The sequence below is a fragment of the Acinetobacter brisouisimilis genome (genome assembly GCF_000368265.1).
In the GTDB taxonomy this organism is placed as follows: domain Bacteria; phylum Pseudomonadota; class Gammaproteobacteria; order Pseudomonadales; family Moraxellaceae; genus Acinetobacter.
The window spans coordinates 1,123,870-1,145,243 of sequence record NZ_KB851219.1 but is presented as its reverse complement, the minus strand read 5'-3'; the positions used below and the strand labels follow the sequence as shown (position 1 = coordinate 1,145,243).

The following is a 21,374-nucleotide window of genomic DNA, read 5'->3' as shown; positions in this document are numbered from 1 at the left end:
ATCTATCAATTATTCTGAAAGAATCTAATTCGATTAATCAGAATAATAAAAATAAAATGCAGTGATTCCAAGCAAAAGAGCTGAAAATTTTATGTTGATGTCAAAGAAAAGATGGATTCATGCGTTAAGTTATGAAGGTATTTTATTGTTGATCATGACTTCAGTATTAAGTTATATGTTTGAAATACCTGTGGAACTTATGGGAAGTTTAGGGTTGGCAATGGCAATTATTTCAGTGTTCTGGAATATGCTCTATAACAATCTGTTTGAAAAATTGGAATGCTATTTAAAGTTGCAACGTAGTATTTGGATACGTATTCTGCATGCGATTGGTTTTGAAGGGGGATTACTATTTATAAGCGTACCGCTGATTGCCTATAGTTTAAATTTAGATTTTTTGAATGCATTGCTGCTCGATATAAGTATTACTTTATGCATTTTAGTGTATACCTTTATATTTCAATGGTGTTTTGATGTAATTGAAAGAAAATACAGTTTGGGTCAAACATAATTATCTCAGTTAGAGAATTAAAAAAAAGTAATTGATCAAAAAAGAAAAATTATAAATTTATGGTGAAATTCCATTATTTACAAAAGCACTAAGATTATTTTGATTTAAAGGCTAGAAAAATTTTATATTGGATAGCATTTTGTATAATAAATTATATTTCATATTTAAAACTTGATTAATTATATTAAACAATAACTTATATTTAATATGAATTAAAAAATATAATATAGGGAAAACAATAATTTTTTAAATCTATCTAGAATTTTCGTGATATGGCACGATATTTGGAATATCTGTATGAGATTAATGCAATTGGTCCATTTAAACCATTCAAATTATCGTTGATTTTTCAAGAAACGACATTAATTTATAAACGATTTGTTATAATCAGCGCATCCATAAAACATTGAAAGATGATCAATTTGGCAATTCAATGCTGGAATGCAAACCAGTTAAATTATTTAAGCCAACCATCTGCATCAGAAATGGAATTTCTAAAATATAGATAAGCATTGCATATTCTGCTTAGAGACAATAGGGATGAGGGGTTTTATGGAAAGCTTTATCTTTTTTAGCCTACCGTATCAAGCATGATGCTTGATTTAGACGAGAACTAGCGATGACAGCACATACCGTTATATATGCACCAATCGGTCAAGCCACACGTTCTGAACAGGTCGTGGAACGATTAGGCAATGCCATTATTGCAGGGTTGCTTGAAGCAAATGAACAACTTCCAAACGAAGCTGATTTATCGCGTCTTATGGGCGTGTCACCTGTAACTGTACGTGAAGCGCTGAATACGCTACGTGTCAAAGGATTAATTGATACACGTCGTGGACGAAATGGTGGAAGTTTTGTTTGTGAGCTTTCTGCCAACCAAGTGTTACAGCAACAACCTTTACGCCAAGTCAGTAATGAATATCTCGCTGATCTATGCGAGTTTCATAGTGCAATTTTATCGCATAGTGCCAAACTTGCGACGCAACGCACAACCCCTCAGCAATTATCCAAACTGCATGAACTGATCTTGACTTTTCAAGATGCACAGTCTGCTGATGTGCGTGCCCAAACTGACATGCGATGTTTATTGATGATTGTGGCTTATGCACAATCTTCGCGTTTAGCCAATCAGGAACTCGCTATTCAGGCAGAATGGCTGCCACTGGTTGCAACATTGTACAAAAACGATAAAATTCATACACAAACTGTTGCTGAATACCTAAAACTATTTGCTTGTTTGCAACAGCAGGATGCTGATGCCGCCGCTCAACAGGCACAAAATTTGCTTGATACATTAACAGATCAAATGCTTGAATATAAGTTAACACTTTAAAATCAAAGTAAGTTTCTGACACTGTTCGAGCACAAAGAAAAAGTGGTAAAAAAAGGAAATAAAAGCATGAGCGATATACAGATTGAACAGATTCAGAACTTACTGAACCAAGTCGTTGTCGAAATTACTCAAGCTGCCAAAGGACTGGTAGAACAAGCTCGCCACTTACTTTCAGCAGATTCTCTCTTGCCAGAAGGCGTGAAGCTGACATCCTCAGATCGGTACAAACTTCAACAGCATATTCAAACTGCATTACAACAGAGCCAATACAGTCATGGTATGGGATTTGCTGGCTACTCTTCGGAAACTCCAGAAGAACAAGGTTACTGGACACTCGAATGGTGGTATAAAAAAGATCAAAAAATTCAGCAGGCAGAGTTAGAAAGCTATCAGGATTTACAACAGCGCTTGGATTTTCGCTTATTTGACTGGTTTAATTATCCTACAAAAAATAAACAACCGTATGTTGATGGACCTTATGTTGATTATATTTGTAATCATGCCTATACCATCACATTTTCACATCCTGTCATGATTGCACAGCAATTTGTTGGGGTCATTGTGATTGACCTATTGGTTTCAACGCTAGATCAGCTTATTTTACCTCGATTGCGTAGATTGGATCAGACTGCTGTCGTCACCAATGATGATGCTCGAATTATTTTATCCAATACGGCAAAATACCGCACAGGCGCATTATTTCGTGAGCAGACAAAAGCGACTCAAAACGCTGTGCCACAAAATCATCCATTTCAGTTGATGTTAATGCAGAATTATTCTTCATCCCGCACTTAGATAAAATTTATGTATATTGGACAGCTTGCAGCATGTTGTAACACAACACCCAAAGCCATTCGTCATTATGAACAGCTAGGTTTGCTGCCTGAACCAAAGCGCTTGGGTAAATATCGCGTATATTCTGATCTGGATATACGCTTGGTCAAGATGATTCGCCAAGCACAAACTGTTGGTTTTAGCTTGGCTGAGATTCAAGAGCTGGCTCATATCAAAGCGCAGCAACAGCGCTTTCCCTTAGATATTGCCAAGCAGCTCATGACTGAAAAATGGCAAAAATTAGAACAGCAGAAACAGCATTTGATACAGTTACAACACGATTTGTTAGATCTTGATCAAACCTTGACCCGATTATATGCCGATGAAGATCAGCAAATATGTACTGATGACCTTGCCTAAAATAAACACTTGACTCTGTCCCTAAGGGACGAGTTTATAGTCATGACTCAATGATAAAAGGTAAATGCAATATGAGTCATGTCTTAGAAAAATTTAAAAATAAAACAGCTTTAATTACAGGTGCATCTTCTGGGATTGGACAAGGCTTTGCTGAATATTTGGCAAAACAGGGTATTCACCTGATTATTGTGGCGCGTAGCACTGAAAAATTGCAGCATTTGGCTGAACAGCTACAGCAGCGTTATTCGATTCAAGTCGATTGTATTTCACTGGATTTGGCAAAACTGGATGCCGCATCACAACTATTTGAAAAAATTACTCAACAAGGTTTGAATGTTGATATTTTGATCAATAATGCGGGTTTTGGTAAATGGACAAAATTTCTAGAGCAATCACTACAAAGCTACCAAGAAATGACCTTGCTGAACATGTTGACTGTGACACAATTAACCCAATTGTTTTTGCCAAAAATGTTACAAGAAAAACAAGGGATTATCTTAAATGTTGCATCAACTGCTGCATTTCAGCCTTTACCATATATCGCCGTTTATGGTGCAACTAAAAGTTATGTCTTAAATCTTACTGAAGCATTAGCAGGAGAGTACCGCAATTCTGGTGTGCAATTGTTAGCACTTTGCCCAGGAAATACCACGACCAATTTTGCAGAGGTCGCACAGGCAAATACAGAAGGTATGCAGGCAATGACAGTAGAGGAGGTTATTCAGTCTGCGATCCGTGGATTGGAGAAAAAGCAAACCTTTGTCATTACAGGGAAACTTAATTATTTGACGGCACAGCTTGCGCGAGTGCTGTCACGCCAGTCAATGGTCAATTTGGTGGCAAATATGTTCGAAAAACGCATTGCTTCTGCCTAAATAAAAAGAACCCCTCAAATGAGGGGCTCTTTTTAGAGATGATCTAATCGAAAGATTAGATTTTACCTACTAGATCGATAGATGGAGCAAGTGTTGCGTCACCTTCTTTCCATTTTGCTGGGCAAACTTCACCTGGGTGATTGTGTACGTATTGAGCTGCTTTTACTTTACGAAGAAGTTCTTGAGCGTCACGACCGATACCACCAGCGTTGATTTCAACGATTTGGATTTTACCTTCAGGATCGATAACGAAAGTACCACGGTCAGCAAGACCAGCTTCTTCAATTAATACTTCGAAGTTTTTAGCAAGTGCCCAAGTTGGGTCGCCAACCATTGGATATTCAATTTTTTTGATTTCAGCAGAAGAATCATGCCAAGCTTTGTGTGTGAAATGAGTATCTGTAGAAACTGAATAGATTTCAACGCCTAATTTTTTGAATTCAGCGTAGTTGTCTGCAAGATCGCCTAACTCAGTTGGGCATACGAAAGTGAAGTCTGCTGGATAAAAGAAGAATACAGACCATTTGCCTTTAAGAGTGGCTTCAGTAATGTCGATGAATTGACCGTTATGATATGCAGTTGCTTTAAATGGTTTAACTTCAGTATTAATTAAGCTCATCATTATCTCCGTAAGATGGATGGAAGTAGTAATCTGTTTACGAAATTTAGAATAAGAAAAAAAACATCATTGGTAAAATAGTATTTTTTAATGCAAAGAATCGGAAAAATGAATTATTGATTTTTGCAATACCTTTCACTTCTTACAATCAAGATTGTTATGTGCATCTATTGCAAGGTGATGACAGTCACAATCCTATTTCGCATCACTTTGACTCAATATGGCGATTCAGGGGTTTGAATTCAAGAGTTTGATTCAAAAAAACTTGAAAATGTAATTCTTTCTATCACGATCAGAGTCGAGTAAACTAGGCACTTTTATGTATGAGGATAGCATTCGGTGCAAAGTGATTTAAATATAGATCAATTGGTTATGGTGCGTGACCGACATCGTTTAAATCGACTAGGCAAAACGAAGGATGCAGATCAAAAGCAATACCAAGAATTATTTGAGAAATCGAATGCACAGGTAAAAGCGCGGTTTCAACGCTTACCCAAAATTAAACTCAACCAAGATTTACCTGTTACCCAGTATGCTGAGCGCCTGATTGCTGCCATTCAAAAGCATCAGATCATTATTGTTGCGGGTGAAACAGGCTCAGGTAAAACAACACAGTTACCACAAATTGCCATGCTTGCAGGACGTGGCTTAACAGGCATGATCGGGCATACCCAGCCTCGTCGTTTGGCAGCGCGCAGTGTGTCGCAGCGGATTGCCGAAGAAGTGGGTGAAAAACTCGGTGAGTCGATTGGTTTTAAAATCCGTTTTAATGAACAAGGCTCAAATGATTCAATCGTTCGTTTAATGACGGACGGGATTTTGCTGGCGGAACTGGCACATGACCGTTTTTTAACGAAATACGATACGATTATTATTGATGAAGCGCATGAACGCTCTCTCAATATTGACTTTATTATGGGCTATTTGAAGCAGTTATTGCCAAAACGCCCAGATTTAAAAGTTATTATTACCTCGGCAACATTAGACGTAAATCGCTTTAGTGAATATTTCCGTCAGGCCCCAATTTTTGAAGTCGAAGGGCGCAGTTTCCCTGTAGAAGTGCGCTATCGCCCAATTTCTGAGATGAATATTGGCGGGAGTGATGACGATGAGTTCGATGACTTTGAAGAAAACTTACCACGTGCTGTGGTGCAGGCCGTTGAAGAATGTTTTGCTGATGCTGCCGCAAAGGGTCATCCAGAACATGCTGATATTTTAATTTTTTCCAGTACAGAACAAGAAATTCGTGAGCTGCAAGAAACTTTGCAAAAATATGGCCCACGTCATACTGAAATTTTACCTTTATATGCGCGTTTGGCGCTTTCTGAACAGCAGAAGATTTTCAATCCAGGTGGGTCAGGTCGACGCATTATTATTGCCACCAACGTTGCCGAAACCGCGCTGACAGTTCCCAATATTCGCTACGTGATTGATAGTGGTTTTGCGCGTATTTCACGCTATAGCTATCGTTCACGGGTGCAGCGTTTGCCGATTGAAGCAGTATCACAAGCAGCTGCCAATCAGCGTAAAGGTCGTTGTGGTCGTATTGCGGCAGGTGTCTGCATTCGTTTGTATAGCGAAGAAGATTTTTTAAGTCGCCCAGAATTTACCGAACCTGAAATCAAGCGAACCAACTTGGCATCGGTGATTTTACAGATGCAAAGTTTGGGATTGGGCAATCTCGAAGAATTTGATTTTATTGAGCCACCTGATCATCGTCTGGTGAATGATGGTCGAAAGCTTCTGGTTGAACTCGGCGCGATGAGCGAACGTAAAAATGAGCTGACCAAAGTCGGGCAAATGATGACGAAAATGCCGATTGACCCGCGTTTAGCTCGTATGATCATTGCAGGTTCGCATTTTGGGGTACTCAAGGAAATTCTGGTGGTGGTCAGCGCATTGGCTGTACAGGATCCACGTGAACGTCCTGCCGACAAACAAACTCAGGCAGATCAGAAGCACGCTTTATTTAAAGAAGCAGATTCAGATTTTCTGTTTTATTTGAAACTTTGGGATACGCTACAAAGCAATCGTGAAGTGATGACGGAAAACAAACGTCGCACGTTTGCCCGTCAGCATTTTTTAAGTTGGCTGCGCCTACGTGAATGGCGACAGACCCATAAGCAGTTGGTTGAACTGGCTGAAGGTCTAAAACTGTCGTGGAATGACAAGCCTGCCAGTTATGAAAACCTGCACCGTGCCTTGCTCACGGGGTTACTGTCGTTTATTGCCAACAAAACCGATGAACGTAATGTCTATATGGCGGTGCGTCAGCAAAAAGCGCGTATTTTCCCTGCCAGTAGTCTGCATAAAGCAGGCGCTTCATGGGTGATGGCCTTTGAAATGGTGGAAACTTCGCAGGTGTATTTGCGTACCTTGGCGAAGATTGACCCTGAATGGATTTTGCTGGCAGCACGTGATTTACTCAAATACCATTACTTTGAGCCACATTGGTCGAAGAAGTCGGGGATTGTGAATGCGTATGCGCAAATTTCACTGTTTGGTCTGATTATTGAACCGAAACGCCTGATTAATTTTGAAAAGGTTGATCACGCAGCGTCGCATGAAATTTTCCTGCGTGATGCTTTAACGACAGGTCACTTGGGCATCATGCCGCCATTTTTGAAGCACAATTTACTCAAACTTGAGGAAGTTGAACGCGTTGAAGATAAATTGCGTCGCCGTGATCTAGTGGTGGATGAAGAAACCATCTATCAATTTTATGCAGCGCGTGTGCCTGAAGAAATTGCCAGTCGCCGTGCTTTTGAAGACTGGCATGCGACCATTGAGCCGAAACAGCCACGTTACCTGTTTGTGGAAAATGACGCACTTTGGCAAAGTGATCGCCCAACCACACAGCAATTCCCTGATTATTTGCATAATGGTGAGCTGCGTTTAGCCACCAGTTACCGTTTTGACCCAAGTCATGATCAAGATGGGGCAACGGTCAAAATTCCAGTTCAGGCACTGCCGCAGGTTGATGAAAATATCTGGTCTTGGGGAATTCCGGGCTGGCGTTTGGATTTGATCGAGGCTTTGCTCAAAGCCTTACCAAAAGATAAGCGCCGTAATATCGTGCCGATTCCAGACACCGCTAAAAAATTATTGAACGCTGTAGATGCGGTGCATTTACGTGAGCATATTTTTAAATATCTGGCATTTGCACTACGTGGTGAACAAATTACAGAGAAAGATTTCTCGTTTGAACGCATTGATCCGTATCTTATGCCATTTATTGTGGTGGTAGATGAAAAAGGCCGCGTGATTGAAAAAGGGCGCGATCTGCCCGAACTCAAGGTGCGTTGTCGTACAGAAACTCATCGACCTGTGAAACAGTCTAAGGGTGAGTTTCAAACCTTCCCTGAACAGTTCGTGTTTGAAGCGGCTCAGAAAGTTACGGGCGTGGTCGTCAAGCAATTTCAGGCACTTGTCCCGACCAAATCCTTTGCTGAGCTAGATGCCAAAGACGAATCGGGTGTAGTGATTCAGACCTTCAATGATCAAGCCGAAGCCATGCATCAGCATAAGCAAGGGGTGATCCGTTTAGTACATTTGCAACTGGGCGATGCAATTCGACAGTTGAAAAAACAGATTTCTAAGCCACTGGCTTTGGCTTATTCGCCACTCGGTGATAAAGCTAAACTGGAACAAATGTTGGTTTATGCCACTTTGGACGAAGTGATTAATGAATTACCTGTCGATGCCAAAGCCTTCGCAGAATTGGTCACGCAAGTCAAAAAGCAGTTTTTGACGCATGGTCAGCATATTTTAAGCCTGTTAAATGACATTCTGATCCCATGGCAAACCATTCGCCGTCAACTACTTACGCTTGATCAAGGGATCTTTGGCAAGAATATGGACGATATTGAAGACCAGTTAGACTTGATGCGTCTGGATAATTTCGTCTATACACAACCTTTGAGTTTGTGGCAAGAGTTCCCGCGTTATTTGAAAGCACTCATAATGCGACTGGAGCGTCTACCAAATAACTTGCAAAGAGATAATGCTGCCATTGATCAGGTCGACCCTTGGATGGAAAAATTATTCAAGCATAAAAATGACCCAAGACTACGTGAATTGTACACCATGGTTGAAGAGCTGCGAATTTCACTATTTTCACAGCCCATGAAAACCAAGATGCCAATTTCCGAAAATCGCTTGCAAAAGCAATGGCAACAGTTGGGTCTTTGATTTTTGAATCATTGAGGAATTTGACATGAGCATTCGTATTACAGGGACAGGGTTATTTCATCCAGCCGAAGCGATTAGCAATCAGGAGCTGGTCGCCAGCTTGAATGCTTATGTAGAACGCTATAATCAACAGCATGCCGAGCAAATTGCCAAAGGTGAGCTTGTAGAATTGCAGGGTTCAAGCGAAGCGTTTATTGAAAAAGCATCAGGTATCAAAAGCCGTTATGTGGTAGAAAAATCGGGTATTTTAGATATCGACCGCATGTACCCACGCTTGACTGAACGCAGTAATGATGAATTGTCATTACAAGCGGAGTGGGGCGTGACTGCAGCGCAACAAGCCATGCAACAGGCAAATGTCACGGCAGACGATATTGATGTAGTGATTTTGGCATGTTCCAACATGCAGCGGGCTTATCCTGCGGTGTCGATTGAAATTCAGTCGGCATTGGGGATCAAGGGTTATGCCTATGACATGAATGTTGCCTGCTCTTCAGCGACTTTTGGCTTGAAACAGGCGCGTGATGCGATTCAGGCGGGTGCGCGCCGTGTGTTAATGGTCAATGTTGAAATTACCTCGGCACATCTCAACTTCAAATCGCGCGATTGTCATTTTATCTTTGGTGATGTGGCAACTGCGGCAATTATTGAAGCAAGTGCGGATAAAGCAGGTTTTGAGTTGGTAGATATAAATTTACAAACCCAGTTCTCCAACAATATTCGCAATAACTTTGGCTTCTTAAACCGCTGCGAAGATGCCTTTGGGGATGGTTTGCTGTTTAACCAAGATGGGCGTAAGGTGTTTAAAGAAGTGTGCCCATTGGTTGCACAAATGATCAACCAGCAACTTGAGAAAAATCAGCTAAATGCTGATCAAATCAAGCGTTTCTGGTTACATCAAGCCAATGCCAACATGAATGAACTGATTTTGAAATATGTGGCAGGCAAACAGGCAGAAGCTGCCCGTGCACCGATTATTTTAGATGAATTTTCCAATACTTCTTCAGCAGGCGTAATAATTGCGATGCATAAAACGGCACATGAAGTTGAAGTCGGCGAGTATGCAATCTTGAGTTCATTTGGTGCAGGTTATTCAGTGGGTACAGTCTTGCTGAAAAAAGTCGCTTAATTGCAGTCTTTCAAATAAAAAAGCCCAAATTCTGGGCTTTTTTATTGGGTCAGGTTTAGTTAATTTTGGGATGCTGATCAGCTAGGTTTTGGTGTTTACGTTGTAAATGTCCAATTTTCTGATCTAGGATATCAATTTTCTGTTCAATATGATCATGAAATTGTTCTAGTAACTCCTGAGCCTCAGCTTCGCAGGTTGCTAATGGTGCAGCGCCTGTCAGTGGTTTGTTGGCAGTTTCTCTTAAATAAAATGCTGTGGCTAAACCGAACATACCGCAGAGCATTAGATAGTAGGCTGGCATCATTAGGTTTTGAGTTGTTTCGACCAGTGCTACGGTTAAGGTTGGCGTTAAACCTGCGATCACCACAGAAATATTAAAGGCACTGGCAAGTGCACTATAACGAATCGCGGTTGGGAATAACGCAGGTAGCGTCGAAGCCATCACCCCGATTAGCATATTCAATGATAGGGCAAGAATCAGTAACCCCAAGAAAACTAAAATAATGACATGGCTGTTTAGCAATAAAAATGCAGGGTAAGACAGGAAAATCAGCATAAAACTGTCCATGAAAATAAATGGGCGGCGTTCCCAGCGATCACTCAGCCAGCCAATCATGGGTTGTACAAACAACATGCCCATCATCACAGCAATAATAATCAGAACGCCGTGACTTTCTGAATAGCCTAAGTTGTGCGTCAAGTAACTTGGCACATAAGTCAGTAACATGTAGTAGCTGACATTGGTACAAATCACTAAACCCATACAGATAAACAAACTGCGCGAATGCTGCTTAAAAACCTGTTGAATACTGAGTTTTTGAGGCTTTTCCTGTGATTCGCTATGCTGTTGAAATGTTGGTGTTTCATCTAAAGCATGGCGTAAATATAAACCAATCATCCCCAGTGGCAGGGCTAAGAAAAATGGCAAACGCTAGCCCCATTCTAAAAACTGGTCTTCGCCTACAAAGAAAGTAATCAGGGAAACCAGACCTGCACCGAGTACAAAACCTGCAATCGAACCAAAATCCAGCCAGCTACCCATAAATCCACGCTTACGGTCAGGTGAATATTCGGCAACAAAAATACTGGCACCTGCGTATTCGCCACCCACTGAGAAACCTTGTGCAATTTTGACAATAAACAACAAGACAGGTGCCAAAAGCCCAATACTGGCATAACTTGGAATCAGCCCAATACCAAAGGTACTCAGCGACATAATAATAATGGTGATGGCAAGAATTTTCTGCCGACCATATTTGTCGCCTAAAACACCAAAAAACAAGCTACCTAATGGACGAAAAATAAACGGGATTGAGAACGTTGCCAGTGCCGAAATCATTTGTATGCTTGGTGAAGCATGTGGGAAAAACACTTTACCCAGTGCGAACGCGACAAAGCCATAGACGCCAAAATCAAACCATTCAATTGCATTACCGATTGCAGCAGCAGTAATCGCCTTTTTAGTTTTTTGCTGATCAATGATATTGATATCATCAATTTGTAAGGGCTGAGGTTTTTTTCTTAATTTGCGCATAATATTCCTTGTGAAATCAGAGAGCAAAAGCTGACCAGCTTTTGAAAAAACGGTCGGTGATTGACAAGAAATTGTTTCAACATGATAAGAGAAAATAAGTGCTTTAGAAAAAGCGAAATGAACTCATACTTATTTTTTCTTATAATGCTTAATTTAAAGTTAAACAAATTCAAACATTTATTTATAATAATTGAATAAAAGATAAAAATGTTTAAGTTCTGCTTACAAATAGTGGCTAAAAAGCTGGCTTTTTGTAATCAAATGAAATTTTATTTATTTTTATGTGAGTAGCTTGAGGGGAGGAATTTTGTACCTACATTTCCAAATTAAACCCTGAACTATAACGTCAATGGTTGTCGTCTTAAAATGAAATCAGGCTTCATTTTTACCTTGATTGGCATACACTCAGATCCATAATTTATTAAAAGATAAAATACCAATGCAGCAACTTAATCCATCAGATTTAAAAGCCATTCTTCATTCAAAACGTGCAAATGTCTATTACCTTGAACATGCACGTGTCATGCAAAAAGATGGTCGGGTACTATATTTGACTGAAGCTAAAAATGAAAATCAATATTGGAATATTCCTATCGCGAACACCACAGTGATTTTACTGGGTACAGGTACATCAATTACTCAAGCTGCAATGCGAATGCTTGCTAGTGCAGGTGTTTTGGTAGGCTTTTGTGGTGGCGGCGGAACCCCGCTGTTTATGGGAAGTGAAATTGAGTGGATGACGCCACAAAGTGAGTATCGCCCAACGGAGTACATGCAGGGGTGGATGCAGTTTTGGTTTGATGAAGCGAAACGCTTGCAAGTGGCAAAGCAGTTCCAGCATGCACGTATTGCATATGTTCGTAAAATTTGGTCAAAAGACAGAGAATTACAAGCTGAAGGTTTTTATCTTGATGATTTAGATATAGAACAAGCACTCTCTCAGTTTGAAAAGAAAATTCCACATCAGGATAAAGTGGGCGATTTGTTGCTTGTCGAAGCACAAACCACCAAACAACTTTATAAAATTGCGGCAACACGTTGCAAGCTTGGTTTTGAGCGTAATTCCGAACAAGGCGATTTAGCCAATGATTTTCTCAATCATGGGAATTACTTGGCGTATGGTTTAGCAGCAACCACACTTTGGGTACTGGGGATTTCGCATAGCTTTGCTGTGATGCATGGTAAAACCCGTCGCGGTGCTTTGGTATTTGATGTGGCAGATTTGATTAAAGATGCAATTGTGCTGCCATGGGCATTTATTTGTGCCAAAGAGAAAATGACTGAACAAGAATTTCGCCAACAGATATTGCAAAAATTTACTGAGCATCAATGTTTAGACTTTATGTTTGATCAGGTGAAAGAGCAAGCTTTGCAACGATCTTTGTCTGAAGGTGGAGATCAAGCATGATTGTGACCTTTATTTCTCAATGTAAAAAGAAAGCCATTCCTCGCACTCGCCGTGTGTTGGATGCCTTTGCCGACCGAATAGGCGATAACACATGGCAAACTGTAATTACAGAAGATGGCTTAATTGCAGTTAAGAAATTATTACGTAAAACCGTGACCAAAAGTACCGCTGTGAGTTGTCACTGGATTCGTGGTCGGCGGCGAAGCGAGTTGCTTTGGATTGTAGGGAATCGCAATAAGTTTAATGCGCAGGGTATTGTTCCTGTGAACCGAACAGTTAAACTGATCAAACTGGATTATAGCGATAGCAATTGGAATTCAGCCGCCGTAATTACATTGGTTAGCCGTATTGCAGCTTTATTTCATGATTTTGGAAAAGCCAATCCATTTTTTGCTCAAAAATTAGCGAATGCGAAAAAAAGTCAAAAGTCGATCGCAGACCCATTTCGGCATGAATGGATTTCTTTGCGTTTATTTGAAGCTTTTGTTAAATCTTGTGGTCAATCTGATGAGGACTGGATAGGTGCATTATCAGAAATATCATCAAGTAATCATAATCTTTCTTGGTTAATCAATGTAGTGAAAGATGATTATATTCAATATTCTACATCACCATTTAAAGATATACCTGAAATTGCAAAATTAACCTCATGGTTGATTGTTTCTCACCACCGCTTACCAATTCCAAACTATTTATTTCCAAATAAAGCTCAAGCAGAAAGTCAAGATAACAAGTATCAAAGGTCGCACTTTAATAATGTTTTGAATGACCTTAATTTTCAATGGTGCTACCCACGTCAGTATTTACAGGATGATCAGAGTCGAGATAAGGATATCAAAAAATGCTGGAATATATCAGCAGAGCACCTTCCTTTTAACAGTATCACATGGTCTAAAGAAGTTAGGGCTTGTGCTATGAAGTTAAAGCAATTTTTAGCTTTACCATCTTTACCAAGTCTAGATGATCCTTATATCAGCCATGTTTCACGCTTAGTTTTAATGCTTTCAGATCATTATTATTCAAGTTGTGAACCAACACCTAAATGGCATGATCCAGCATATAAAAGATTTGCGAATACGGATAAGTTTGGAGATTTGAAACAGCCTCTAGATGATCATTTGGTTGGTGTGAGTCAAAATGCACGGCAACTTATGGGGGCGATGACACGGTTACATGAATTATTTGATCGTTTACCACAGCAAAAAAGTCTTGAAGGCAAAACCAATAATAGCTATTACCAGTGGCAAGATAAATCTTATCAAGAAGCACGGACTATACAAAAAAAATATCCAAATCATGGATTCTTTGGAGTTAATCTTGCATCAACAGGTCGAGGAAAAACCTTAGCCAACACTCGCATTATGTATGGTTTAGCTGATCCTGAACAGGGTGCACGTTTTAATATTGCATTAGGCTTAAGAACTTTAACCTTACAGACAGGGAAAGCATTACGTCAAAAACTAGATTTAGATGAAACTGATTTAGCCATTATGGTCGGTGGCGGCGCTGTTAAAGAAATATTCGAGCATTACAGTCAAAAAAGTTCATCAGAAATTTTAGAAGAACAAAGTCAAAATATAGACCCGAATCAAAATCCAGTGTTAGCAGAACAAATGGGTTCAGAATCTTTAGTGGGCTTATCTGATGAAGAAAGTTTTATAGATTATGATGATGCAGAGATTGATTTTGAGGGCATACTTGACAATCAACATATGTTTGCACAATGGCTGAAAGGTAATCATCAGGTCAAAAAAATGCTGATGAGCCCGATTTTATGCTGCACTATTGATCACTTAATTCCTGCGACAGAAAGTACCCGTGGTGGGAAGCAAATTGCGCCTATGCTGCGTTTAATGTCATCAGATTTAGTATTTGATGAACCCGACGATTTTTCACCAGAGGATTATTATGCGTTAACTCGATTGGTGTATTGGGCTGGTTTACTAGGTAGTCGGGTGCTTTTATCCTCAGCTACATTAATGCCCGCGGAAATTAATGGATTGTTTTTGGCTTATAGTTCAGGGCGTAAGTTCTATAATAAAAATCGTACACAACCTGATCAGCCAATTATTGCAGCATGGTTTGATGAAAATGCCACCAGCATTTGTCATGAAGTGATTCCATGTCACTCAAATAGAAGTACTACAGAAGTTGATGCTACATTTAAAAAGGCCCATTTAAACTTTACTAAAAAACGTGTGGAGTATTTAAATCAACAAGCACCTGAAACCAAACGACGTACAACAGAATGGGTTGGTCTACCAAAAGAAATCAGTATAAAAAAATGGCAGGATATTTTTACTGAAAAAATTTTAGCGACCGTGTTAAAAGCACATCAACTGAATTGCATTACCGATCCTAAAACAGCTAAACAATATAGTGTCGGTTTAGTACGATTTGCCAATATTGATCCATTAGCAACCATTGCACAGCAGCTTTTAAAACAAAAGATTGATCCAAAAAACCGAGTTCATTTATGTGTTTACCACTCTCGATTTCCATTATTAATACGTGCCAATATTGAAAAATATTTAGATGAAATTTTGGATCGTAATCAGGGTAAACAACCTCATGACCATCCGATGATTCAGAGTTGGTTACAGCGTTATCCTGAGCAACAACAGATCATCTTGGTATTGGCTTCACCTGTTTGTGAAGTGGGACGTGACCATGATTATGACTGGATGATTTTAGAGCCGTCATCAATGCGTTCGATTATTCAGGCTTCTGGACGGGCAAGGCGACATCGCGTTGAAAAATATGATCAGACCAATGTCTTTTTGATGGAAAGTAATATTCGGTATTATAAAAATCCTGATCAGGCATGCTTTTCTAAACCAGGGTTTGAAAATGCAAACTTTCAAGTATCACGACATTTTTTAAAAAGTTCGACTCAAACTGCCAATGATGGACTGATTGCAGATGAACATTTAAAAAATTTAGATGCAACTGCTCGTTTACGACCTAATACGCCCGATGAAATTCGGAAAAATTATATAAAAGAAAAAGGCTATTACCGTTTAGCAGACTTAGAACATGATCGAATGACACATGTACTGCTAAATCGAGGAATTAGTCAAAAACTTGATGCAGAAATTTCTCATAATGGTTTACGAGTGAAATTTCCTACGTATGATTTTTGGGATACTCCGATTCATTACACAGGAGTTTTGCAACGCTTGAGTCAATTTAGACAGTCACAAGCTGAGCAATTTATGGCATTTAGAGCAGAAGCAGAACAGCCTTTAGAACTGAGTGAATATAACGATAAAACAGGCAACTGGTTAAAAAGAGAAAGTTTTGTCAGAAAAATTGAGCTCTTTAAAAATACTCAAATTCATTGTTGGCCGAATCAAGATCCCGAACAATCATTAATAAAATATTTGGATACAAATTCAAATGAACGGAGTTGGATTGAAAATTGTGGACGTTATTTGAGTTTAACTTTGCCTGAATTATCAGGACAACGAAAATGGCTATACCATGATTGGCTTGGGTTTATCAGGGAATAACCCTGATAAATCAAGACTTCTAAGCTGCCTATATGGCAGTGAACAATTTAGCTGAGTCAGCTATTTTCATTAGTATTTCTAAGCAACCTATATGGCTGTGAACGGTTCTATATTACTAAGTAAAAACTTAGATCAAGAGAAACTGAAATAGATCTCTTGCTAAATCAAAAGATCTATGATTAATTAATAATCGTTAGCCTACTAATGATATTAGCTAACTTAGGGATATAGAGACGGCAATCTCTAAATTTAAATTAACTACCGATCTGCTAGATCACACTACCCAAAAGGGTGAGGAGGAAATGATGTTTGGCATACATTTGGTTAGAAGAGTCTAATCAATTGCAGTTACATATCATCTGCGATAGTCAATCTATCGTAGATGATAGCAAGAAATGGATTCTAAAAAAAAGCTTGTTTTGTATTAAGAAATTTATTGAGTATAAAAATGAACGAAGAAGTAGACGGAGTGTCGGACTCTGAACCTACCAGCATTCGTGAGTTAATTGAGCAATACATTCAGGGGCGTTTGAATGAGAAGCTTGAAAAACTGAAAGCGGATGATGTAGCAGAGCGTGAGAAACTCTTAGAAAAATATCAAGTTGAAACATGGCTTGAAGATGCAAGTTTGCGGATAAGCCAATTGCGGTTGGCAACGCATACGCCAAAACAGCATCATCCTGATTCGAAAGCATCAGCCATGTTTTATAACGTGACTGAACAAACACATGAATATGTGGGTTCACAAGGTGTTCAACTTGAAGCAGATGTGATTGGTAATGCTGCTGTTTTAGATGTGTTTAAATTATTGCGGTTAAAGTTCCAAGAACAGACTTTATTGGATCGTCTTTTAAATGCTGATACTGATTTTATAGTCGCACTCGCACTAAACAAAGATTTGGCTGAAATTCGTTATCAGCGATTCTTGGCTTTTAGTCAGTTACCCACTGAGTTAAATGCAGGACGTTTGTCTAAGCAAGTTTTGTTTCCTGTACAGCAAGATGATTATCACACCTTGGTTTTGTTATATCCAAGTGCATTAGTGCACCGTGCATATCAGCAAATCTCGAATGATCGTTTTGGTGAAAACAGCAAAATTTTACGTGAAGCACGTTTTAAAAAATTAAATCACTCACAAGAAAGCCGTGAGTATCCAAATTTATTAGTGCAAAATTTTGGTGGTTCCAAGCCACAAAATATCTCACAATTAAATAGTGACCGCCGTGGTTTAATGTGGTTAATGCCATCTATCCCTCCCACTTGGCAAGGTCAGGTGTTTGCGTTACCGAAAGGCGATACGGTTTTTTCAGGATATTTAATCAACCGTAAAGATGTAAAATCGCTATTGAACAAAATTATTGCGTTATATCGAAAAGAAGATCGTCGTAATACCGTTGAATTTCGAGACCAACGTGATGCATTGGTCGCTGAGTTAGCAGACTGTGTGATTGATTTGAGTTTCGAGTTGCAACAAAGTGCTGTTGCAGGATGGACACAGACAAAGGAATTTAGTGCTGCGCAAAGTTTCTGGCTAGATCGTGGTTATCGAGAAGCACTTTTTGATAAAGAAGATGCGAATGAATTAACCGAAGATGAGGAAGTATGGTTACACGCGTATCGTGAACGAGACTGGCGTAAAGAAATTGGTTATAACTTTGGGAATTGGCTGAGCGAAATTTTGGTCAAAAAAGCAAAATTGACAGATTTAGATGACAATGAAGATCGTGCATGGTCATTGATTTTGCGTGAAAAACTCCAATTGTTGAAAGAGGAGTTTGCATAATGGCTCAAACCTATTCTAAAGCGTTATATATCGTTCGCTTAAATGTTGAAAATGTGTCGATTGTTAGTAGTCATTTAACATGGGGCTTTCCTGCGCCCAGTGCATTTACAGGGTTTATGCACAATTTGCAGCGAAAGTTGAATGAGGTTGCGGAATATCAGCAGATTGAATGTTGTGGTATTGGAGTTATTTCACATCAATTTATTCCACAAGTAACCAAAAGTAGTAGTTATCGCTATTCACCTTATCAGCTTAATTTAGCGCGCCATCCTTTAAAGTCAGATGGTTCAACCCCTGCAATAATTGAAGAAGGCAAGGGGCATATGGACGTCAGCTTGGTGATTGGTTTGGCAGGTGATGGGCTAGATCAACATTTATCTGCGAATGATCAGGATTTATCTTTAGCAACACAGACTTTATTGGAAAAATTGAATCAATTGGTGTATGGCATGCGCTTGGCAGGAGGGTCTATTTTTCCGCACAAACGTATGAAACCAAAATTGGTCAATTGGTTATCCAGTGATGCTGAAGATAAAACCAAACAATTACGTCATTATTTATTACCTGGTTTTGCCTTGATGCATCGTCACGAAGTATTAACGGCACATCAAGCTTGGTTGAAACAATATGCTCACTATCTAGATACGCAGAAAAGCGAACCAAATTTACTCGACACTTTACTAGATATTCAGCGATTAAATTTTGTCAGTACAGCAAATAATAATACTGACTCAACAGATGTGGCCGAAGGAAATTGGCAAATTCGTCCACGACCTGAGCATTTACAAGGGTGGTTGGTTCCAATTCCAATTGGTTATGCTGCGCTGACTGAAATACAGCCACAAGGTATGGTCAATGGGTTGAGAAATGATCAATATCCAGCAACTTTTGTAGAAACATTACTGAGTCTTGGTGAATGGAAAAGCCCACATCGTATCAAGAATATTGTAGACATTTTATGGAATTACAATACAGAACCTAAAAATGGGGTGTATGAATTAGTACAGTCATTTGCTCCAAAATTAAATTTAAACCCATCATCAGTCGATGAACTAGAAAATCATTCATTTGAATTTGAAACAGAAGAAGAGGAATTTTAATCATGGCAAAGAACGACAAATTAAAAACAGCATCAGTCCTTTCATTTAACCGTCATCTAGATCCGTCAGATGGTCGTATGTTTGCAGTAAATTGGGCTGATATTGCAAAAGATGACGTAACAACAGCAATTTTGATTCAAGAAAAATCGGTACGTGGTACGATTTCAAACCGCCCAAAAAATAGCAAAGAAATTGATCCTGCCTATATTGATGCTGCAGTGAATAAAGCGAATTTGCAAACAGTAGATGTTGCAGCTTTGCCTCAAGGTAAGGACACCGTCGCTGTAAGTTTTACCTTACGTGTGTTGCCGAATGTAGGACAGCCATCTGCATGTAATGATGTAGGGTTTTCGGAGCGTTTAAGTACTGTAGTTTCAGCATATCAAACAGATAATAAATTTATTGAATTGGCGAAGCGTTATGCTGTGAATTTAGCAAATGGACGATTCTTGTGGCGAAATCGTATTGGTGCGGAAAATGTCACTGTATCAGTCGCACGTATTGTAGATGGTCAACCTAAAAATACTTTAAATTTTGACGCACTCAGTAATCGTTTAAATGAAATTACAGTTCATCCAGATCAGCAAAAACAGTTTGATGAGTTATCAAACTGGGTGCAAGCGGGTTTAAATGGTGATGAACATGTTCTATTAAAAGTGACAGGTTTTGCACGCCTCGGTGAGGGGCAAGAAGTCTATCCATCACAGGAACTTATTTTAGATACAAGTAATGCTAAAGGTGCAAAAAGTAAAACTTTATATGCGGTGAAAGACAAAGAAGCAGGTTTGCATTCACAGAAAATTGGTAATGCACTACGTACAATTGATACATGGTATCCAGATGCCGAAAAACCAATTGCAGTCGAACCTTATGGTTCGGTAACTTCTGAAGGAAAGGCATACCGTCAACCAAAAGAGAAACAAGATTTCTATAGTTTGTTTGATGCTTGGGTTAATGAAAATAAAGTACCTACTATTGAGCAGCAACATTATGTGATGTCTGTTTTAGTCCGTGGCGGTGTATTCGGTGAGAGTGATAAATAATGAAATATTATCTGGAAATTAAATTTCTACCTGATGATGATATTTCAATACACTTTTTATGGTCTAAAATTTATAAACAGTTACATCTTGCTTTAGCAAGTATTAAGAATGCTGAAAATACCGTTAAAGTTGGTTTTTCATTTCCTCAATATCGGTTTGACCCTAAAAAAAGTACTGGTTTCATTGGTGAGAAGCTACGAGTTTTTGCATCATCTGAAGATATGTTTAACCATTTAGAAGTACAAAAATGGCTGAGTCGTTATGTTGATTATGTGCATATTAGTTCCATTAAAGCCGTACCTATGGACAAAGTAACTGGTTACGCAATCTATAAACGGAAACAAGTTAAAAGTAGTGCTGAACGACTTGCTCGTGCTGAAGCAAGAAAAGGGCGTTATAGTTATGAAGATGCCTTGGCTCATTATTGTAAATTCGTCAAAACAACAAATTTACCTTATATCCAAATGCTCAGTGATAGCAGCTCGAAAGACTTAGCAGAAAATTGTAAACATCACTATAAATTATTTATTGAAAAACAAATTGCAGAAAAATCTGAAACTCAGGTTTTTAGTACCTATGGGCTAAGTTCCGTTTCATCTGTACCCGAATTTTAACCCAATATTTTTTTACTCTTTAACAGTTTAATAAAATCAATAAGTTATAGTGGTGAGTGAAAACTTTGGCCTTTTGCTGGATTTTAGGTTTAACTCACTGTTATAGCTTTATTTTTTGTGATATTTTTATTGTTCACTGCCATGTAGGCAGCTTAGAAGTTGATCAATGAAGCTAGCCAATCCTTGTAATGGTTCACTGCCATGTAGGCAGCTTAGAAGTATTTTTAAGATTGTCATTGTTTTTCTCCGTAGTTCACTGCCATGTAGGCAGCTTAGAAGTGTCCAAAATTCCGACATGATACAAAAATATGGTTCACTGCCATGTAGGCAGCTTAGAAGATCGTATGCACGTCGTGAATACAAACATCGTCGTTCACTGCCATGTAGGCAGCTTAGAAGATTCGACTGATTAGTTCATCAGAGAAGTTAGCGTTCACTGCCATGTAGGCAGCTTAGAAGTTAAGTACACGATCATCAGCATAACCATGTGAGTTCACTGCCATGTAGGCAGCTTAGAAGATTATA

General features: G+C 39.1%; 14 protein-coding genes, 1 pseudogene and 1 CRISPR repeat array. Of the genes and pseudogenes, 13 read left to right on the top strand and 2 right to left on the bottom strand.

All coding sequences use genetic code 11. The features are described 5' to 3' along the window. Positions 1 to 91 precede the first annotated feature (91 nt). From aceI to F975_RS09070, 5 genes are all read left to right on the top strand, one after another. A complete protein-coding gene (gene aceI / locus F975_RS09090) occupies positions 92 to 511 on the top strand; it encodes a chlorhexidine efflux PACE transporter AceI (protein ID WP_004752546.1) in 420 nt (139 codons plus the stop codon). Between the two features lie 619 nt (positions 512 to 1,130). Further along, a complete protein-coding gene (locus F975_RS09085) occupies positions 1,131 to 1,847 on the top strand; it encodes a FadR/GntR family transcriptional regulator (protein ID WP_004752544.1) in 717 nt (238 codons plus the stop codon). Positions 1,848 to 1,913: 66 nt separating this feature from the next. Beyond that, on the top strand, positions 1,914 to 2,642 hold the full coding sequence (locus tag F975_RS09080) for a PDC sensor domain-containing protein (protein WP_004752542.1): 729 nt from the start codon (positions 1,914 to 1,916) through the stop codon (positions 2,640 to 2,642). Positions 2,643 to 2,651: 9 nt separating this feature from the next. Continuing rightward, positions 2,652 to 3,041 carry a MerR family transcriptional regulator gene (locus F975_RS09075; RefSeq protein WP_004752541.1) on the top strand — a complete coding sequence of 130 codons (390 nt, stop codon included), beginning with the start codon at positions 2,652 to 2,654 and terminating at the stop codon, positions 3,039 to 3,041. 71 nt (positions 3,042 to 3,112) lie between these two features. Further along, positions 3,113 to 3,916, top strand: coding sequence for an SDR family NAD(P)-dependent oxidoreductase (locus tag F975_RS09070; RefSeq protein WP_004752539.1), 804 nt, complete (start codon positions 3,113 to 3,115; stop codon positions 3,914 to 3,916). Between the two features lie 55 nt (positions 3,917 to 3,971). Here the strand turns inward: F975_RS09070 and ahpC are convergent, their stop codons facing one another. Continuing rightward, positions 3,972 to 4,535, bottom strand: a complete 564-nt coding sequence (ahpC, locus tag F975_RS09065) for an alkyl hydroperoxide reductase subunit C (protein WP_004752537.1) — start codon at positions 4,533 to 4,535, stop codon at positions 3,972 to 3,974. Between the two features lie 339 nt (positions 4,536 to 4,874). Between ahpC and hrpA the strand changes: the two genes are divergently transcribed. Together hrpA and F975_RS09055 are read left to right on the top strand one after the other, a co-directional pair. After that, positions 4,875 to 8,726, top strand: coding sequence for an ATP-dependent RNA helicase HrpA (gene hrpA, locus F975_RS09060; protein ID WP_004752534.1), 3,852 nt, complete (start codon positions 4,875 to 4,877; stop codon positions 8,724 to 8,726). Positions 8,727 to 8,751: 25 nt separating this feature from the next. Next, positions 8,752 to 9,855, top strand: a complete 1,104-nt coding sequence (locus tag F975_RS09055; protein ID WP_004752532.1) for a beta-ketoacyl-ACP synthase III — start codon at positions 8,752 to 8,754, stop codon at positions 9,853 to 9,855. A 55-nt stretch (positions 9,856 to 9,910) separates the two neighbouring features. On the opposite strand, the pseudogene proP reads toward F975_RS09055, so the two are convergent. Then, positions 9,911 to 11,389: pseudogene (gene proP, locus F975_RS15490) on the bottom strand (glycine betaine/L-proline transporter ProP). Between the two features lie 439 nt (positions 11,390 to 11,828). Between proP and cas1f the strand changes: the two are divergent. The 6 genes from cas1f to cas6f all read left to right on the top strand — a co-directional run bounded on the left by cas1f (position 11,829) and on the right by cas6f (position 20,849). Next, a complete protein-coding gene (gene cas1f / locus F975_RS09045) occupies positions 11,829 to 12,797 on the top strand; it encodes a type I-F CRISPR-associated endonuclease Cas1f (RefSeq protein WP_004752526.1) in 969 nt (322 codons plus the stop codon). Further along, a complete protein-coding gene (gene cas3f, locus F975_RS09040; protein WP_004752523.1) occupies positions 12,794 to 16,309 on the top strand; it encodes a type I-F CRISPR-associated helicase Cas3f in 3,516 nt (1,171 codons plus the stop codon). The genes cas1f and cas3f overlap by 4 nt, the downstream gene beginning before the upstream one ends. Before the next feature lie 448 nt (positions 16,310 to 16,757). Beyond that, on the top strand, positions 16,758 to 18,092 hold the full coding sequence (gene csy1 / locus F975_RS09035) for a type I-F CRISPR-associated protein Csy1 (protein ID WP_004752521.1): 1,335 nt from the start codon (positions 16,758 to 16,760) through the stop codon (positions 18,090 to 18,092). Further along, the gene (csy2, locus tag F975_RS09030) at positions 18,092 to 19,192 is read left to right on the top strand and encodes a type I-F CRISPR-associated protein Csy2 (RefSeq protein WP_004752519.1); all 1,101 of its coding nucleotides are present in this window, start codon (positions 18,092 to 18,094) and stop codon (positions 19,190 to 19,192) included. Before csy1 ends, csy2 begins: the two co-directional genes overlap by 1 nt. A gap of 2 nt (positions 19,193 to 19,194) precedes the next feature. Continuing rightward, positions 19,195 to 20,235, top strand: a complete 1,041-nt coding sequence (gene csy3 / locus F975_RS09025) for a type I-F CRISPR-associated protein Csy3 (protein ID WP_004752517.1) — start codon at positions 19,195 to 19,197, stop codon at positions 20,233 to 20,235. Beyond that, complete coding sequence (gene cas6f / locus F975_RS09020) at positions 20,235 to 20,849, top strand: type I-F CRISPR-associated endoribonuclease Cas6/Csy4 (protein WP_004752515.1); 615 nt, start codon at positions 20,235 to 20,237, stop codon at positions 20,847 to 20,849. Before csy3 ends, cas6f begins: the two co-directional genes overlap by 1 nt. 131 nt (positions 20,850 to 20,980) lie before the next feature. Beyond that, a CRISPR array of direct repeats spans positions 20,981 to 21,368; the repeat unit is 28 nt; unit sequence GTTCACTGCCATGTAGGCAGCTTAGAAG. Positions 21,369 to 21,374: the final 6 nt, after the last annotated feature.

Bases quoted from the DNA above. Each gene is read 5' to 3' on its own strand.
- F975_RS09075 (WP_004752541.1), top strand. From the start codon at position 2,652: ATGTATATTGGACAGCTTGCAGCATGTTGTAACACAACACCCAAAGCC.
- csy2 (WP_004752519.1), top strand. From the start codon at position 18,092: ATGGCTCAAACCTATTCTAAAGCGTTATATATCGTTCGCTTAAATGTT.
- F975_RS09080 (WP_004752542.1), top strand. From the start codon at position 1,914: ATGAGCGATATACAGATTGAACAGATTCAGAACTTACTGAACCAAGTC.
- cas3f (WP_004752523.1), top strand. From the start codon at position 12,794: ATGATTGTGACCTTTATTTCTCAATGTAAAAAGAAAGCCATTCCTCGC.
- cas6f (WP_004752515.1), top strand. From the start codon at position 20,235: ATGAAATATTATCTGGAAATTAAATTTCTACCTGATGATGATATTTCA.
- csy1 (WP_004752521.1), top strand. From the start codon at position 16,758: ATGAACGAAGAAGTAGACGGAGTGTCGGACTCTGAACCTACCAGCATT.
- F975_RS09085 (WP_004752544.1), top strand. From the start codon at position 1,131: ATGACAGCACATACCGTTATATATGCACCAATCGGTCAAGCCACACGT.
- csy3 (WP_004752517.1), top strand. From the start codon at position 19,195: ATGGCAAAGAACGACAAATTAAAAACAGCATCAGTCCTTTCATTTAAC.
- aceI (WP_004752546.1), top strand. From the start codon at position 92: ATGTTGATGTCAAAGAAAAGATGGATTCATGCGTTAAGTTATGAAGGT.
- F975_RS09055 (WP_004752532.1), top strand. From the start codon at position 8,752: ATGAGCATTCGTATTACAGGGACAGGGTTATTTCATCCAGCCGAAGCG.
- ahpC (WP_004752537.1), bottom strand. From the start codon at position 4,535: ATGAGCTTAATTAATACTGAAGTTAAACCATTTAAAGCAACTGCATAT.
- F975_RS09070 (WP_004752539.1), top strand. From the start codon at position 3,113: ATGAGTCATGTCTTAGAAAAATTTAAAAATAAAACAGCTTTAATTACA.
- cas1f (WP_004752526.1), top strand. From the start codon at position 11,829: ATGCAGCAACTTAATCCATCAGATTTAAAAGCCATTCTTCATTCAAAA.